Below are 16,045 nucleotides of genomic sequence, written 5' to 3'. Positions count from 1 at the left end.
GACTCCCTCCGGGAACTCTAGGAGACGGTCTGGACGAGGGGGCGCAGGCCGGGGGAGCGTCCGCTCCCCGGCGGGCCCGCGAAGGACTGGGCGATCGACAGCCACCGGCGGGCCACCGGTCCCTCGATCCGCAGCCCGGTGTCGCCGATGTGGCGGCGATGGGTGACGACCAGGGCGAGATCGAGCGCGAGGCCCTCGACCCGGTCGGCCGCGCCAGGCTCGCCCCAGGTCCACAGGGATCCGTCCGGTGCCTCGACCTCGACCCGGATCGGGTCGCCCGGATCGTCGATCCCGTGGACGAGGAAGGAGTAGCGCCTGGCCCCGACGCCGATGTGGCACACGTGGCGCAGCCGGTGGCTCACCACCGGCGGCAGCCCCAGGGCGTCGGCGACGTCCAGGCCGTGCGCCCAGGTCTCCATGAGGCGGGCGGTGGTGAAGCTGGCGGGGCTCATGTCCGGCCCGTACCAGGGGATCCGCCCGGAGGGGGCCGGCTCCGCGAGCGCGGACAGCAGCCCGGCACGCGCCTGCCGCCAGCGCTCCAGCAGTTCGGCGGGCTCGAGGGACCGCCCGGCCTGGACGTCGTGGTCCGGGCCGAGCCGGCCGGCCACGAGTTCGGCGGCGTGCCGCCTGAAGGACTCGGGGTCGGCCGCGGCCAGGCGGGCGGTCTCGTCGTAGAAGTACAGGTGGCTGATCGTGTCGGCGATGTCCCAGCCCCGGGCCGGCGTCGGCGTGCGCCACGCGGCCGACTCGAGGGCCGAGACCATGGTGTCGAGGGCTTGGTGCTCGTCGGCCAGATCGCCGATGAGATGGGAGGGGGCGGGTTTCACCCGGAACCGTCCTTTCCAGTGCGTCGCGCCAAGTTTAGCGAAACGCTAATTAGTTTGGCAGGGGGCTGTCAACGGCACCGGCCGATGCGGGCCGGTGCCGTAGGTCAGCGGTTCAGTAGTGACTCCGCGCCGGCCAGCGACTCGGCGCGCACCCGCGCCACGTCGGCGTCGATCGTCCGCGTTCCTCGCCAGAAGACCAGCATGCCCAGCAGCATGCAGGCCGTGATGGACATGAAGCCGACGGTGAAGCCGTACTTCTCGGTGACGACGCCGACGATGCTCACCAGGACGAAGCCCGGCAGGAAGTAGATCGCCGAGACCGAGAAGCCGGTGGAGCGCATCCGGGGCGGCACCACGAGCGACAGCACGATTCCCGTGCCGACGGCGAGCGGCGCCGAGAACAGCGCGTTGAGGACGAGAGCCAGCATCGAGGACGGGAGGTTGGGGGCGAGGGGGACCGCGGCCAGGCAGAGGGCCGCGACTGTGGTGCCGATCGCCATCAGGCGGTACAGGCCCGCGCTGGTGGCGGCGATCCCCCGGTCGGCGATCCTGCTGAAGATCAGGAATCCGATGATGCTGGAGATGCTGGTCAGCGTGACGAGCACGCCCAGATCGAGGACCTTCAGCTGGTAGCGCTGGTCGTAGAACTGGCTGAGCAGCAGTCCTTGCCCGAGGACGGCCACGGCGAGCAGGGGCAGGGAGGCCAGGAGCCGCCGGACGGTGCGGATCCGGTGCAGCTCCCGCCACGCCTCGGCGATCGTCGGCGCGAGTTCCTCCTGCTGGGCCGCGGTCTCGTCCCCGCCGGCCGCCCGGCGCTCGTGGGCGCCGCGCACGGGCTCGCGCAGTTTGATGGCGGCGATCACCACGAAGACCACCGTGGGGATCGCGAACAGCGCGAACGGCACGCGCCAGCCGAACGCCTGGGCGATCACACCCGCCAGCAGCGGGGCGATCAGCGTCCCTATCGCGCTGGCCGATCCGTGAAGGGCGAAGACCCGCCCGCGCGTCTCGGGCGTGTAGTAGTCGGACAGCAGGGACTTGTGGATGGGTTCGCCGACGGCCTTGCCGAGGGAGGACCCCACGCGGCCGGCGGCGAACAGCAGCAGCGTGGTGGCCATCCCGGTGAGGAAGGTCGACATGGCCAGCAGCGTGTAGCTGATCACCACCATCCGCACCCGGGGGATCCGGTCGGCGAAGTAGCCGCCGACGATCGCGAACACGGTGGCCACCGTCCCGCCGAGGCTGATCACGGCGGTGACGGTCGAGATGCTCAGCCCGAAGTCGTCGCGCATCATCGGCAGCAGCACGCCGGTCGCGGCGCGGTCCAGCTCGTCGACGGCGTTGAGGGCGAACAGGATGCCCAGCGGCCACCAGCTCTGCCCGCCGAGGTCGCGGAACCGTGTGACGGTGCCGGAGGACGCGGTGCGGGGGGCGTCGGTGCTGTCCGGCCGGGACGGCTCGCCGCTCACCGGAGGCCGGTGGGGGTCGCGGGCGCACTCGGGTGGGACGTCGATCGTACGGCCGTGTCTCTCATCGCGTTCTCCCTCGGAGCCGTGCCAATCTATTTATCGATTCGCTAAGGGTCCGAAATGAAAGGGTTTGCGTCAAGTGTTTACGCGCTGGAAACTTTCAGCCTCGACGGATGCGCGGAGCGTCACGGACCACATTCCGGCCGTGCCCGGTTTCGGGCATGCGAAAGTGCCCGGGGAGCCACCGATGATCGGCGGCCCGCCCGGGTCCTTCCGTTTCCGCCGGGACGGCTACCGGCGGAGCACGAGCATGCCGTGACCGTCGGGGATGGTGACCCGGGCGCGGACGCGGCCGTCCCGGTACTCCCATTCCGGCTCCACGTCGTGCGGCCGCAGCATGACCGACGACGGAGGGCCGTCGACACGCACCTCGACCTCCACGTCCACCAGCGGGAACGGGTCGAGGACCAGATCCAGGCCCTTGGCCTGCGCGGGGATCGCGGCGGCGGCCTCGGCCCCGTGGGCGATGAGCAGGCCGAGCACCAGCATCACCTTGTCGACGGTGACCGGGCTCGCCACGTCGCCCTCGCGACCGGCCAGGAAGCTGAGCAGGTGCACCACCCGTGCCTCGTCGCCGTCCACGACCAGCGCCTCCAGATGCGCCGGGCCGGTGGTGCGCACCAGCGGGTCGGGCAGCGCCCGTGCCACGGCCTCGCGGAGCACGTCCAGATGCGCCTCCGCCGCGTATCGGCCGAACGCGGTGAAGAGCGGCCCGGCGACGGTGACCGCCCGCCCGCGGGCGACCACCGCCGCGTACGGCGGGCCGTCCCCGTCCCCGTCCCCGTCCCCTGAACGGGACCCGGATCGGGGGTCGGCAGGGGTGTAGTCGTGCCCGCTGAAGGCGTCCCAGGAACGCTCGAAGTACGGCTCCACCAGGTCGTGCAGGACCTCGGCGCCCGGCCTCGCGGTCATCCGGCGGCTGGACTCGTACAGGGCGTGTGCGAAGCCGTCACGGTCGCCGTGCCGGCGCAGGAAGGTCCCGGCCGGATCGGGGCCGGGGACGACGTCCACGCCAAGCTCCGGTGGGGGCTCGTCGCCCATGGCCGCCCCGGCGATCAGCAGTCCGCCGCCGCCGTCCAGGTGCGCGCGCAGCCGCGCCGCCAGCGCCTCGTCCATCCGGTTGGTCTCCGGGACCACCAGCAGCGAGTATCCGTCCAGGTCGGCGGAGGGGGCCAGCACGTCGAACTGGACCCGTAGCCGCTGCATGGCGCGCACCACCCCCGCCCCGGCCGGGCCGGGGGTGTCGCCCAGCGCGGGGTCCATCAGCACCGCGGCCTCGGCCACCGGCCGCGCGCCGTTCAGGTGCGGCTCGCACGCCGCCAGGTGGGCGTAGACGTCGCCGATCAGCCGGTAGGTCTCCGGAGCGAGCCGTCCGCTCGGGTGCAGCAGGTCGCCCACCCCGCTCGCCAGGCCGTAGGCGAGCATCCGGCAACACTCGTACTTCAGCGCGGCCGCCGGTTTGAGCCCGCCGTTGTCGCCCCAGCTCCGGTGGAACCGGCCGGTGAGCCCCTGGGCGGGCAGTCCCAGTGGCCGGACGTACCGGGCGACGTACGGCAGGTAATCGTAACTCCAGCCGCCGGTCGGCAGCGCCTCGATGTCCACGTGCGAGACGAACTCCCGCTCCTCGGCGAGCGCCGTCTTGGAACGGCTGTTGAACCAGACGCTCATCGCCGCGTCGTCGGCGAGACGGGGCACGACCATGTCGCGGAAACGCCGCATGTAGCCGTGCGACACCCGGCGGGCCCAGCGTGCGCGGGCGCCCTCGTCCGCGGGGTCCAGGCCGGCCCGGCGCATGCCGTCCACGGCCCATCGCGAGGCGCTCGGCTGGTCCCAGCACATGTCGACGAACACGCCGTCCAGCGGCGCGAACCGGTCCAGGACCTCGGCGAGCTGGTCGGCGAAGTAGTCCTGATAGGGGCTGCTCAGGTCGAGCACCTGCCAGCCGGGCTCGAACCTGCCGGAGGACCACCTGACCTGCCGCCCGGAGGGGTCCAGCGCCAGCCACTCGGGGTGGGCGTTCGCGGCGTACTCGTCCACGCCGAGGCTCAGGTAGATCGGCGTCCTGACGCCCACCCGGCGGAGCGCGGCGACCTGCTCGCCGAGCAGGTCCAGGTGCCCGGCCAGGCCGGGGTGGCGTTCCGGCCGGTCGGTGTCGTAGTAGAGGTGGCCGTGGTGGCACTTGGCGAAGAGGGTGACGCTGTCGACACCGGCGTCCGTGAACGTCCGCGCGAAGGCGTCCGGTTCGAAGGCCGCGCCGACGTCCGGCACCCGGGGGCCGGTGTGGAAGTCCAGGTGCACCGACCGCCGGGGCAGGGCGTGGTGCCCGGCGCGGTCGGGCCCGTCGTGGGGGGAACGGTTCATCGCGTGGTACGGGGCGGAGCCCTCCGCGCCCGCGACGTGTCGCGTCCGGAGGACGGCCGCCTCTCCTCCTGTCTGGGGTGTCTGAGGTGCCTGGGATCGCCTGGTGGATGCCCGCCTGAGGGAGCCGGGGCGGCCGGTGCCGCCCCGGCTCTCTCAGACCGGCGCCGCCCCGGGGACGGACCAGACCGAGGTCCGGTACTCCGGGTCGCGGTCGTACTCGATCCGGGACTCACCGGGGGCGATCACGAGGGTGGGCCGGGTCCGGGCGTCGTACACCGGCCAGTCGCCCAGCGGGCCGCTCGGGTCGCCCGTGCGCGCGAACCGTGCGAGCATCGCGACCCACCGGTTCGCCAGGGCGGGCGCGTCCGGGTGGTCGGCGAGGCCGCCGCCCTCGGCGTCGGGGTCGGCCCACGGGTTGAAGGTGAGGCTGAGGTCCACACCGTGTGTGGAGCGCATCCTCCGCTCCCCGATCCTGCAGGGCACGTCCAGCACGTACACGTATCCCCGGCTGCCCGCCTCGGTCGTGGCCAGCGCGTTCTCCACCGCGCCCCGCCGGTACAGGTCCGTCCAGACGAGGTCGTTGAACCGTGCGCCGGCCCAGGCGCGGTGCGTCCCGCGCAGCCGCCGCAGGTAGCCCCGCAGGCCGGACCTGCCCCCGGCGTTGGTGGCGGCCACCGCGCGGGCGATGAGGTGGCGGGCGAGGAACCCCATCGGACCGCGGATCCCGGCCTCTCCGATCAGGAAGTCCAGGCTGTCGCCCTCGTGCGCGGCGAACCCCGCGACGAGCGGTACGGCGCCGGCGCCCCGGTCGCGGATCAGCGCCGGGACGGGCCCGGGGAGCAGCGCGGTGCCGCACACCGCCGAGGGGGCGAGCCGCGTGTTGTCCATCGACATCTGGAGCAGCTCGCCGGTCGGCGCCGAGAGCAGGAAGTCGAGGACGTCCTCGGGGCCGATCTTCTTGATCCGGGCTATCTCGGCGATGCGGTCGACGGCCGGCGGCTCGATCGCGGGGTTGCCGCCGCTGTTGGACATCGCGCGGTGGAACAGGCCCGCGGCGGCCGGAGAGGCGCACAGCGCCAGTGCCGACGTCGCGCCGGCCGACTCGCCCATCACGGTCACGCAGCCGGGATCGCCGCCGTAGTCGGCGATGTTGTCCCGCACCCAGTGCAACGCCATGATCTGGTCCCGCAGCCACAGCTCGCCCGAGCCCTCGTACGGCGGTCCGAACCGGTCCAGGTCGAGGCCGCCGAAGATGCCCAGCCGGTAGTTGGCGCAGACCACGACGGCGTCCGCCCCGACGGCCAGCGCGCTCCCGTCGTACTGGTTGGCCGCGCCGCCGGTGAGTGCCCCGCCGTGGATGAAGAACAGCACCGGGCGAGGCGCCGCCGGGGCCGTGGCGGGGAGGTGCACGTTGAGGTGGAGGCAGTCCTCGGACATGCCGCCCTCGGGCGGGTCGCCGAGGACGTTCAGGAAGGGCGCCTGGGGTGCCATCGGCCTGTGGCGGGTGGCGTCGTAGACGCCGTGCCAGGCGGTGGCCGGCTCCGGCGGCTCGTACCGCCTGGTGGGCTGGGCGTAGCGCAGCCCCCAGAAGCTGTGCGCGCCCGCGCGCTCCACGCCGCGCACGGTGCCGAGCCTGGTCGCGCGCTCCACCTCGGGGAGGTTCCGGTCCGCGTATCTCCTCATGCCGGGCACCGGTGTACGGAGACGCCGGGGCCCGCCTGCGCGCTGGTCCCGTCGGGCAGCACGACGGTGGCCTCGGTGCCGGGCGGCACCGTGACCTCCAGGGTGAACTCCCCGTCCGCCGACCGCCAGCAGGACGCGATCCGCCCGTACGGCGAGTCGTGCGCGGCCGAGGCGGACGTGATGCCGCCTCCGGGGCGGGGTTCGACCCGGAAGCGGCGCCAGGCCACCCCCGCCGCGCCCGCCGTCTCGTCCGGGCGGATCCCGGCGACGTACCGGTGCAGGAACGACACCACCGCGCCCTTGCTGTAGTGGTTGAGCGAGTACGGCTTGCCGGGCTTGTCCTCGGCTCCCTCCCAGCTCTCCCAGATCGTGGTCGCACCCGCCTCGGTCATGGCCAGCCAGGACGGCTGGGAGGTCTGGAACAGCAGCTCGTAGGCGACGTCGAGGTGGCCGGTGTCGGCCAGGACGGGCAGCAGGTACGGCGTGGCCAGGAAGCCGGTGCCCAGGTGGGTGCCGGCCTTTCTGATCAGCTCGACCAGCCGGTCCGCGGTCTGCTCGCGCAGCTCGTCGGGGACCAGCCGGAAGGTCAGGGCGCGCACGTGGTTGGCCTGGGTGTCGGGGTGGAGCGCGCCGTCCTCGCCGATGAACTCCCGCCGCCAGGCCGCGAGTGAGGCACGGGCCAGCTCGCCGTAGCGGCGGGCGTCGTCGTCGCGGCCGAGCAGCGCGGCGGCCTCGGCCAGGATCGACGAGGACCGGTGCAGGTAGGCGGTGGCCACGTCGCCCATGTCGAGCTCCAGGGTGAAGATCGCCTCGCCCGGCCCGTCCGGCTCGCACCACTCGCCCCAGTGGAAGCCGGTGTCCCACAGGAACTCCTCGTGCGGCGCGGGCTCCGCCGAGCGGGCGACGCGGGTGGCGTGCCGGCCCTCGCGCGCCCGCCGCGCGGCGTAGTCCACCCAGGCGGTCATCGAGGTGTACTGCTCGGCCAGGACGCGCTCGTCGCCGTAGGCGCGCCACATGTCCCACGGCACGATCACCGCGGCGTCGCCCCAGCCCGCGGCACCGGTGAGGAAGTCGGTGACGGGCTCGGGAGGACCGGCCGCGGGGTGCAGGGCGGGTACCACGTTGGGCACCCGGCCGTCCGGCCACTGGTCGGCGGCCAGGTCGCGCAGCCACTTCTCGGTGAAGCCCGCCACGTCGTACAGGAACGCGGCGGTGGGGAAGAAGATCTGCCAGTCGCCGGTCCAGCCGGCGCGCTCGCGCTGCGGGCAGTCGGTCGGGACGTCGCAGGCGTTGCCGCGGAAGCTCCACACGGCCGCCTCGTGCAGCCGGTTGATCCGCTCGTCGTCGCACTCGAACCAGCCGGTCCGCCGCAGGTCGGTGTGCACCACCACACCGGTCACGTCGTCGGGTCCCAGGCCGTCCGGGTGCCCCTCGACGCGGACGTACCGGAAGCCGTGCGTGGTGTGCCGCGGCTCGAACACCTCGCCCGGCGTCCCGGCGGCGATCACCTCGTCCACCTGGCCCGCCGAGCGCGGGATGTCGGTGCCGAACAGCACGGGCCGCAGGTGGCCCAGCGTGACGTCACCGGAGTCGTCGAGCATCTCCCCGTGGGTCAGCGTCAGCCGGGTCCCGCGCGGGCCCAAACCGCCGATCCGCACCCACCCGTTGATGTTCTGGCCGAGGTCCACCACCTGCCGGCCGGGCTCCAGGGTCCGCACGGAGACGGGGCGCAACTCCTGCACCCTGCGGACCGGCGGCGCGGGCGAGGCGTGCAGCCGCCCGAGGTCGTGCTCGACCACGGGCGCCTCCCGCCAGCCGTCCGGCGGCCCGTCCCACTGCCCGTCCCACGCGCGAAGGTCGCTCCGCTGGCCCTCGATGAGGTCGGCGGCGGTGATGGAGCCGGGGCGGCCGAGCCACCCCGGACCGGTCGCCGCCGTGACCCGCGTGCCGTCGCCGAGTTCGGCCTCGACCTGGGCGAGGAGGGCCAGGCTCGCGCCGAAGCAGTCCGCCCGCCGGAAGTAGCCGTTCTGGCCCCGGTACCAGCCGTCCGACAGCACGGCCCCGACCACGTTGACCCCCGGGCGCAGCAGGCGCGTGACGTCGTAGGTCTGCACGTGCAGGTTCGCGCGGTAGGACGTGCTGCCCGGAGCCAGCTCCGCGTCACCGGCCCGGACGCCGTTGACGAACAGCTCGTAGATCCCGTGCGCGGTCGCGTAGGCACGGGCCCGGACGACCGGGCCGTCGAGGGTGAAGGTGCGGCGCAGCAGATGAGCGGGGCGAGCCCCGGGCTCGGCGACCTCGTCCTCGACCGGGGCGATCCACCGGGCCGACCAGTCGGCGGCCTCCAGCAGGCCGGTCTCCCACTCGGCGGGTGCCGACCATCCGCTCTCGCCGAGCTCGGTCCAGACCTTCACCTGCCAGGACGTGCGCTCGCGGGAGGCGGGCGGTGGCCCGCCGTACGGCACGAGCACGTTGTGCGCGGACTCGATCCGGCCGGAGTCCCAGCCGTCGGTCCGCACCCGGTAGGCGTGTTGCGTGTGCGCGCCGGCGGGCAGCCACCACGACAGGCGTGGCGCGCGGCAGGTGACGCCGAACGCCTCGTCCAGGTGCTCGACGCGGAGGCGGGTCGGGATCGCCATCTCAGGCCACGCTCCCCGCCGGATTGAAGACGATCTTGGTGACCCCGTCCCGGCGACCGGCGAACATCTCGTACGCCGTGGGCCCCTCCGAGAGCGGCAGCCGGTGCGAGATGACCACGGAGGGGTCGAAGCGTCCGGCCGCCATGAGGTCGAACAGCCCCATGGTGTGCTCACCGGTGGCCAGGCCGATGTGGAAGTCGATCGAGAGCATCTGCGCCCGCTGCATCGGGTAGGCGTAACGGCGTGACTGGGACAGCCCGATCACCGACACCGTGCCCCGCAGGCCGACGACGCGCAGCGCGAGGTCGATCGTCTGGTCGGTTCCCGCCGCGTCCACCACCGAGGGGACGCCTCGGGGAGCGCGGGCGAGGATCTCCTCGGCGGCGGCCTCGGGGGTGAACGCCTCCGCGCCCAGCGCTTCGGCCTGCGCGCGTCGCTCGGGGACCGGGTCGACCGCGAGCACCCGGGAGGCGCCCTGCAGCTTCGCCGCCAGCACGGCCACCTGGCCGATCGGTCCCAGACCGATGACCGCGACGGTGGCGCCGGGGGCGATCCGCGCCTTCTGGGCGCCGTACCAGGCGGTGTTGGCGCAGTCGGCGAGCAGCAGGGCGTTCTCGTCGCTCACCCCGTCGGGGATGCGCACCAGGTTGGTGTCGGCGAAGGGGACGGCCACCGCCTCCGCCTGGCTGCCGGGCAACTCGGGCCCGAGCCCGTACACCCAGGCCTTCTGCACCTGGCAGGCCGGGTATCCGGTGGAGCAGGCGTCGCAGCGGCCGCACCGCACGCCGGCGGCGATCAGCACCTTGTCGCCGGGGCGCCAGCGGCTGACCTCCCCGCCCACCTCGGCCACCTCGCCGATCGCCTCGTGGCCGATGCAGAAGTTCGGCTCCTTGACGTTGTGGCCGTGGTAGACGTGCAGGTCACTGCCGCAGATGCCGGCGTGCGTGACGCGGACGACGGCTCCGTTCCGGTCGCGCGGCGCGGGGTCGGCGACGGTCTCGTACCGCACGTCCTCGGGGCCGTGGTAGATGAGCGCCTTCATGCGGTCCGCACGCTCCCGCCCGTCCGGGCGCCGTCGACCGGCGCTCCACCCGGCTGCTCGGCGAACAGCCCGCGGGCCGCCTGCCCGACGGCGGCCCGGTCTCCGACGGTGTCGGCCCTGCCCTCCCGGACACCGGCGAAATGAACTTCGAGCGACATCGATCACCCCACAGTTTCAGAACTATTAGCGATACGCTAACTAGCCGAGCCGTGACGGGTCAAGGACTCCGGACGGGATTGCCCGTCGTCACGCGGCCGGAGCGCCGGGGCGGGGACGATGGCGTGCGCCGTGCTTCCCCGGCCCGGCCTACGGCGGCCGAGGTGGTGGGCGGGTCAGTCGAGGCCCGGTTCGGCCCAGAAGATTGTCCCGGAACCGCGCAGGCGGACCGGTCCGGCGGCGGGGACGAAGGCGGACTCGCCCGGTCGTAGCACCTGCCCGCCGGCCTCGACCTCGCCCTCGGTGCACACCAGGATGCGCGGTACTCCGCCCTCCAGGGTGAGCCCGGAGCCCGGAACGGCCGTGCCCAGGCGGAACTCCGGGGCGGGAGTGCGGTAGAGGTTGCCGACCGGCTCGACCGGCAGGGGCGAGATCGAGGGGTCGGTGACGCGCAGCAGCTCGTCGACGTCCATCGGCTTGCTGGTCAGCCCCGCGCGGAGCACGTTGTCGGAGCTGCCCATGATCTCCACACCGAAACCGCTCAGGTAGCAGTGCAGGACTCCCGCGCCCAGGAACAGCGCCTCGCCGGGCCGCAGCTCGTGGCGGCGCAGGAAGAGCGGGGCGAGGCAGGCCGGGTCTTCCGGGTGGATGCCGGTCAGGCGTACCACCAGTTCGCCGTCGGGGCCGCCCGCGGCCGACGCGGCCCGCGCGATCGCGGCCACAAGGTCCGCCCGGCCCTCCTTCGGCCACTCCACCAGCGCGCGGAGCGCGGCGGAGGCGTCCCCGGCGGCCAGCGGCGCCACGACGGGCTCCAGTTCCGGGATGCCCAGCCCGCCGATGAGCGCCGCGGCCTCCGCGGGCGGACGGAACCCGGCCAGCGCGGTGAACGGGGTCAGCGCGCAGATCAGCTCGGGCTTGGGGAACGGGTCGACGTAGACGCCCCTGGCGTAGCCCTCCTCCGCCTGTTGCCGCGACGGATGAACCTGCAGTGACAGCGGCAGGTCCACGGCGATCAGCTTCAGCAGGTACGGCAACCGCGAGCCGAACCGCTCAACGGTCCTCTCCCCGAGCTCGGCCACCGGGTCGGCGGCCACCGTCTCGGCGAGGGAGCGCCACGTCCCCCGCCGCAACACCGACGAGGAGCCGGACGGGTGGGTGCCGAACCACATCTCCGCCTCGGGCCGCTCCGCGGGGGAGGGGCGCCCGGCCAGCGTGGCGATGGCCGTGCGCGAGCCCCAGTCGTAGTTCTTCACGGGATTGCGCAGCAGGCCCGTCACGACGTCTCCACCGTCTCCGGCAGGAAGGAGCGCCGCGACGCGGGGATCTCGCCCGGCCCGGTCTGGTCGGCCGCCACGCGGGCGGCGGGGATGAGGGGGCCGTTCATGATCCTCCGTGTCCGTGAGTCCGAGCAGGAAACGAATGAATGCCACAGAACGCCGATGCTACGCGTCTTCGGTGTCTCCCGGCCGCCAATGCACGGCCAAGACCGGGTGAACAAGTCCGTCGACCGCGGGGTCTCACCGCCCGGGGCACCGCACCGCCACGCGACGGTCCCTACCGTGCCGGACCGCGGGCCGAATCCGGCTCCGCGTCGTACGCCGTCCCTTTCTCCCGGCCTTCCACCAGGACGGCGAGACCGTCGAGGAGACGCCGCAGGCCGAACTCGAACCACTCGTCGATGTCGATCACGTCCCCCCGCTCCGCGTGGAGTCTGGACAGTATCGGGAACCGTCCGGACTCCAGGATCTCCAGGAGCGCCGGCGTCCTCGACACACGCCACTGCCCGGCCGTGACCCCGGTGCGACGCTCGGCCTCCACTTCGTTCACCAGCAGCAGGGCCGCGCCCTGCACCTGGGCGCTCACCGTCATGGCCACCCAGTGCGTTGTCGTCGGGTCGAGGCCGAGGCCGTCCATGGCGCGCATCGCCCACTCGACGTCGGCCAGCACGTTCGGCCCGATCGGCGGCCGGGGGGTGGCGATGACCCGCAGCACCCAGGGGTGCCTGGAGTACATGCGCCACTCCCGCCTCGCCGCGGCCTCCAGCCCGGTGCGCCAGCCACCGGGAACGGAGCCCGGATGCGGGTCCTCGCCGAAGACGGCCTCGACCATCAACTCGACGAGCGCGTCCTTGCCCGGCACGTAGCGGTACAGCGACATCGCGCCGGTGCCCAACTCGGTCGCGACGCGGCGCATCGACAGCGCGTCCAGCCCCTCGGCGTCGGCGATCCGGACCGCGGTGCGCACGATCCGCTCGGTGCTCAAGCCGGCTGGGGGCTCGTGCCGTCCCGCCGGATCGCCGGTGCTCGGCGGGGGCGTGGGGAGAACGGTCCGCGGCGCGGGCTCGGCGGGGCGCGCGGCTCGTCCGGCGGCGCGGATCCGGTAGGCCCGTGCCTGACAGGCACGGGAGCAGTACCGCGGGCGTCGCCCCCGAGGCGCGGCGTCCAACGGCTTTCCACATTGCGCACACGTCAACATGCGTCCTCGTCCAATTCCGGCACGCCCACTGGTGTGACGAAATTCTAACACGCGTTTTTTGTGACGTAATGAAAGGTTGCGGTGTGACGTTATGGCGAGTGAGATACGCCGCCACCTGGTTGGACTGCCTTGTTTTTGAAGGTATTTCCGCACGTTAATGCGTACCGCCTTGATCTGGATAGCAACCCTTGCATGCGTCCAAAAATTTTGCGTACGATGTATACGCATATTTGGCGTACAGGGTATCCGAGGAGGTTTCGGCAATGGTGCGAACGGTGTCCACGGCAGGGCGGAGGGAATGGTTCGGACTCGCGGTGCTCGTCCTGCCCGTCCTGCTCGTCTCGGTGACCGTGACGGTGCTCTACTTCGCGCTGCCCTTCCTGAGCGCGGACCTCATGCCGACCGGCTCCCAGCTGCTGTGGATCGTCGACATCTACGCCTTCCTGCTGGCCGGTCTGCTGATCACGATGGGCGCCCTGGGGGACAGGATCGGCCGCCGGAAGCTGCTGCTGATCGGAGCCGCCGCGTTCGGTGTCACGTCGGTCATCGCCGCGTACGCCCCCAACGCCGAGTCGCTCATCGTGGCCCGCGCCCTGCAGGGCGCTGCGGCGGCGAGCCTGATGCCGCCCACCCTCGCGCTGATCCGGGACATGTTCCGCGATCCGCGGCAGCGCCGGATGGCCATCGCGGTATGGGCCGCCGGCTTCGCCGGGGGCAGCGTGCTGGGGCCGATCGTGGGCGGCCGGCTGCTGGAGCACTTCTGGTGGGGGTCGGTGTTCCTGATCAACGTGCCGGTCATGCTCCTGCTGCTGGTGCTGGGGCCGATGGTGCTCCCCGAGTACCGTGATCCGCGCCCCTGGAGGTTCGACCTGCCCAGTGCCGCGCTCTCACTGGCGGCCGTGCTGCCGACGGTCTACGGGATCAAGCAGTTCGCCGTCGACGGCCTCGGCCTCCAGGCGCTGCTCGGCGTCGTCGCCGGGTCGGTGTTCTGCGTCGCCTTTCTGCACAGGCAGCGGACGCTGCCCACCCCGATGCTCGACCTGAGGCTGTTCGCCGGCCGGGGCTTCACCGTGTCCCTGATCGCGAGCACGCTCGCGGTCTTCGCCCTGGTGGGGCTGTTCTACTTCGTCGCGCAGTACCTGCAGATGGTGCTCGGGCTACGGCCGTTCGTCGCGGGGCTGCTGACCCTGCCCGCGGCCGGAACCGCCCTCGCCGGCTCGATGCTGGCCGCCGTGATCGCGCAGCGGGTACGCCCGGGACACATCATGGGCGGCGGCATGACGCTCGTCGCCGGAGGCTTCCTGGTGATGAGCGGGATCGAGGTGGACTCCGAGCGGTGGCCCCTCATCGGCGGCCTGCTCCTGCTGGGGACGGGGATCGGAGCGGTGCAGGCGACGGCCTCCGACATGATCGTCGCTGTCGCCCCGCCGGAGCGCGCGGGCTCGGCGTCCGCGATCATGGAGGCCGCCACCGAGCTGGGCGGTGCGCTCGGCGTCGCGATCCTGGGCAGCATCGGCCTGGCCGTCTACGGCGAGAGGCTCACCGCGACGGGGCCCGCGCTGCCCCCCGAGTACGCCGAGGCGGCGCGCGAGACCCTGGGCGGCGCCGTCGAGGTGGCCGCGCGGATACCGGGAGAGGCGGGAGCGGCCCTGCTCGACGTCGCCCGCTCGGCCTTCACCGACGGCATGCACCTGGCCGCCCTCCTCGGGGCCGCCTGCATGGCGCTGACGGCGCTGCTGACCGTGCTCCTGCTCCGGCCGGTGCGGGTGGACACCTCGACGGCGGACGGCGGCGCCGAGTGACCGCTCACCGCGGGCGACGGGTGAAGAGAGCGGCCCTTTCCGCGACGAACTCCCGCACCGTCGTCGCGGGCCTTCCCGTGATCGATTCGACGTCCCCGGTCATCCGGTCGTAGCGGTTCTGGCGGTGCAGGCGCGCCATGGTGACGATGTGCTCCTCGGTGTGCGCCGGGAGTCCCGCGGGCGCGAGGTCCCGCTCGACCCAGGTGTCGAGCGGGACGTCCACGTAGCGGATCTCCCTTCCCAGGGCCAGGGAGTATTCCTCGGCGACCCCGTCCATCCCCTGCGACCTGGGGCCCGTCAGCTCGTAGACGTGCCCGACGTGAGGCCGGGGGTCCCGCAGGATCGTGGCGACCACGGCCGCGACGTCGCCGGCCGCGACGGGCGACGTGCGGCCGGTCCCGAAGGGAAGCCGGATGGTCCCGCTGTCGGCGATGGAACGCTCGGCCAGCGTCGTGAACATCGGGTTCTCCAGGAAGACGGTGGGCCGGACGTGCACGACCGGGAGCCCCGACCAGTCGAGCACCTGCTCCGACAGCCAGTGCAGCCGCTGCTGGTGGGACTCCGCGCTGCTCAACGCGTTCATCTGTGACACGGTCAGCTGCGAGATGCCGACCAGGACCTCAAGGGCGCCCACCGCGCGGGCCACCGTCGCGACGGTGGCGGCGGCCTCCAGGTATGACGGCGACACGCTCATACCGAAGAACATCCGGGAACTGCCGTCGAGGGCGTCCGCCACGTCCGTGGGGCTGGTGAGGTCACCGATCACCACCTGCGCGCCGAGGGCGCGCAGCGCGTCCGCGCGCTCGTCGTCGTGATGCGCCATCGCCCGTACGGGCAGGCCGCGTGCGCGCAGCAGCTCCACCACGGTGCGCCCGACGCCCCCGACACCTCCGCCGGCACCGGTGACGAGGACGAGGTCGTCGTCGGCCATCGCGATGTCTCCTCACCTCGGGGTGGTCACGTCGGGGTGGTCACGGCGCCGAGGCCACAGCGCTCCCGGCCGGTCACGGATCGCGGCGCTCTGACGTACCGTGATCGGAACGCTACTCCGGGCCACGTGCCGGCGCACCGGCCGATTCGACCGCTTACCGATCACGTGACCATTTCAATCCGCCCGAGTTCCCTCGGTGACCACGGCCTGCCGTTCTCGGACGGTTTCAGACTGGGCGTGTGAACGGCGCGGGAGCGAACCCCCGAGCCTTCAACAAGGGATCCGCCGTCGAGCTGATGAATCGGAATCCTGATATATCCAGCTTTCAAGCACACCGCTATGTGTGCGGCCTCTCAGGATCAAGCCGCTGCCCGATACAACGAGGTGACCGGGTATCAAACCAATCTGGGCGGTACCTTCATCAGCGCCTGGGAAACATGGGCCGGATCGCCTCCATCATCACCCAGGGAAGCCGGAAGGCCGTCAAGGCCCCTGAATCGGGACCTTGACGGCCGTCTGCGGTGATCTGCTCATGGCTGCCATGAGCGGTGGTGGACGATACAGGGATTGAACCTGTGACCTCTTCCGTGTCAGGGAAGC

Annotated in this window: 11 protein-coding genes; 1 reads left to right on the top strand and 10 read right to left on the bottom strand. The window is 72.6% G+C overall.

The window, feature by feature from the left end; all coding sequences use genetic code 11:
* Positions 1-17: 17 nt before the first annotated feature.
* From ABZ260_RS10530 to ABZ260_RS10490, 9 genes are all read right to left on the bottom strand, one after another.
* On the bottom strand, positions 18-827 hold the full coding sequence (locus ABZ260_RS10530; RefSeq protein ID WP_355615497.1) for a TIGR03084 family metal-binding protein: 810 nt from the start codon (positions 825-827) through the stop codon (positions 18-20).
* A 104-nt stretch (positions 828-931) separates the two neighbouring features.
* Positions 932-2,296, bottom strand: a complete 1,365-nt coding sequence (locus ABZ260_RS10525; RefSeq protein WP_355615495.1) for an MFS transporter — start codon at positions 2,294-2,296, stop codon at positions 932-934.
* Between the two features lie 291 nt (positions 2,297-2,587).
* The gene (locus ABZ260_RS10520; RefSeq protein ID WP_355615493.1) at positions 2,588-4,717 is read right to left on the bottom strand and encodes an alpha-L-fucosidase; all 2,130 of its coding nucleotides are present in this window, start codon (positions 4,715-4,717) and stop codon (positions 2,588-2,590) included.
* Positions 4,718-4,870: 153 nt separating this feature from the next.
* Positions 4,871-6,400 carry a carboxylesterase family protein gene (locus ABZ260_RS10515; RefSeq protein WP_355615491.1) on the bottom strand — a complete coding sequence of 510 codons (1,530 nt, stop codon included), beginning with the start codon at positions 6,398-6,400 and terminating at the stop codon, positions 4,871-4,873.
* Positions 6,397-9,039: a family 78 glycoside hydrolase catalytic domain gene (locus tag ABZ260_RS10510; protein WP_355615488.1), complete on the bottom strand. Its 2,643-nt coding sequence runs from the start codon at positions 9,037-9,039 to the stop codon at positions 6,397-6,399. Before ABZ260_RS10510 ends, ABZ260_RS10515 begins: the two co-directional genes overlap by 4 nt.
* 1 nt (position 9,040) lies before the next feature.
* The gene (locus tag ABZ260_RS10505; protein WP_355615485.1) at positions 9,041-10,081 is read right to left on the bottom strand and encodes an alcohol dehydrogenase catalytic domain-containing protein; all 1,041 of its coding nucleotides are present in this window, start codon (positions 10,079-10,081) and stop codon (positions 9,041-9,043) included.
* Positions 10,078-10,239 (bottom strand): hypothetical protein, encoded by a 162-nt coding sequence (locus tag ABZ260_RS10500; RefSeq protein ID WP_355615480.1) that lies wholly within the window; start codon positions 10,237-10,239, stop codon positions 10,078-10,080. The genes ABZ260_RS10505 and ABZ260_RS10500 overlap by 4 nt, the downstream gene beginning before the upstream one ends.
* 174 nt (positions 10,240-10,413) lie before the next feature.
* Positions 10,414-11,514 carry a mannose-6-phosphate isomerase, class I gene (gene manA / locus ABZ260_RS10495; RefSeq protein ID WP_355615477.1) on the bottom strand — a complete coding sequence of 367 codons (1,101 nt, stop codon included), beginning with the start codon at positions 11,512-11,514 and terminating at the stop codon, positions 10,414-10,416.
* Between the two features lie 277 nt (positions 11,515-11,791).
* The gene (locus ABZ260_RS10490; protein ID WP_355615474.1) at positions 11,792-12,499 is read right to left on the bottom strand and encodes a TetR/AcrR family transcriptional regulator; all 708 of its coding nucleotides are present in this window, start codon (positions 12,497-12,499) and stop codon (positions 11,792-11,794) included.
* A gap of 476 nt (positions 12,500-12,975) precedes the next feature.
* On the opposite strand from ABZ260_RS10490, the gene ABZ260_RS10485 reads away from it, so the two are divergent.
* Complete coding sequence (locus tag ABZ260_RS10485) at positions 12,976-14,514, top strand: MFS transporter (protein WP_355615471.1); 1,539 nt, start codon at positions 12,976-12,978, stop codon at positions 14,512-14,514.
* A 4-nt stretch (positions 14,515-14,518) separates the two neighbouring features.
* Here ABZ260_RS10485 and ABZ260_RS10480 read toward each other — a convergent pair whose 3' ends face one another.
* Entirely contained in the window at positions 14,519-15,445 is a 927-nt protein-coding gene (locus ABZ260_RS10480; RefSeq protein WP_355615468.1) for an NAD(P)H-binding protein, read from the bottom strand.
* Between the last annotated feature and the right edge of the window lie 600 nt (positions 15,446-16,045).

It is taken from the genome of Streptosporangium sp. NPDC006013, from assembly GCF_040614275.1.
Classification (GTDB): Bacteria; Actinomycetota; Actinomycetes; order Streptosporangiales; family Streptosporangiaceae; genus Streptosporangium.
The sequence above is the reverse complement of the archived record's forward strand: the minus strand, read 5'-3'. Positions and strand labels throughout refer to the sequence as shown.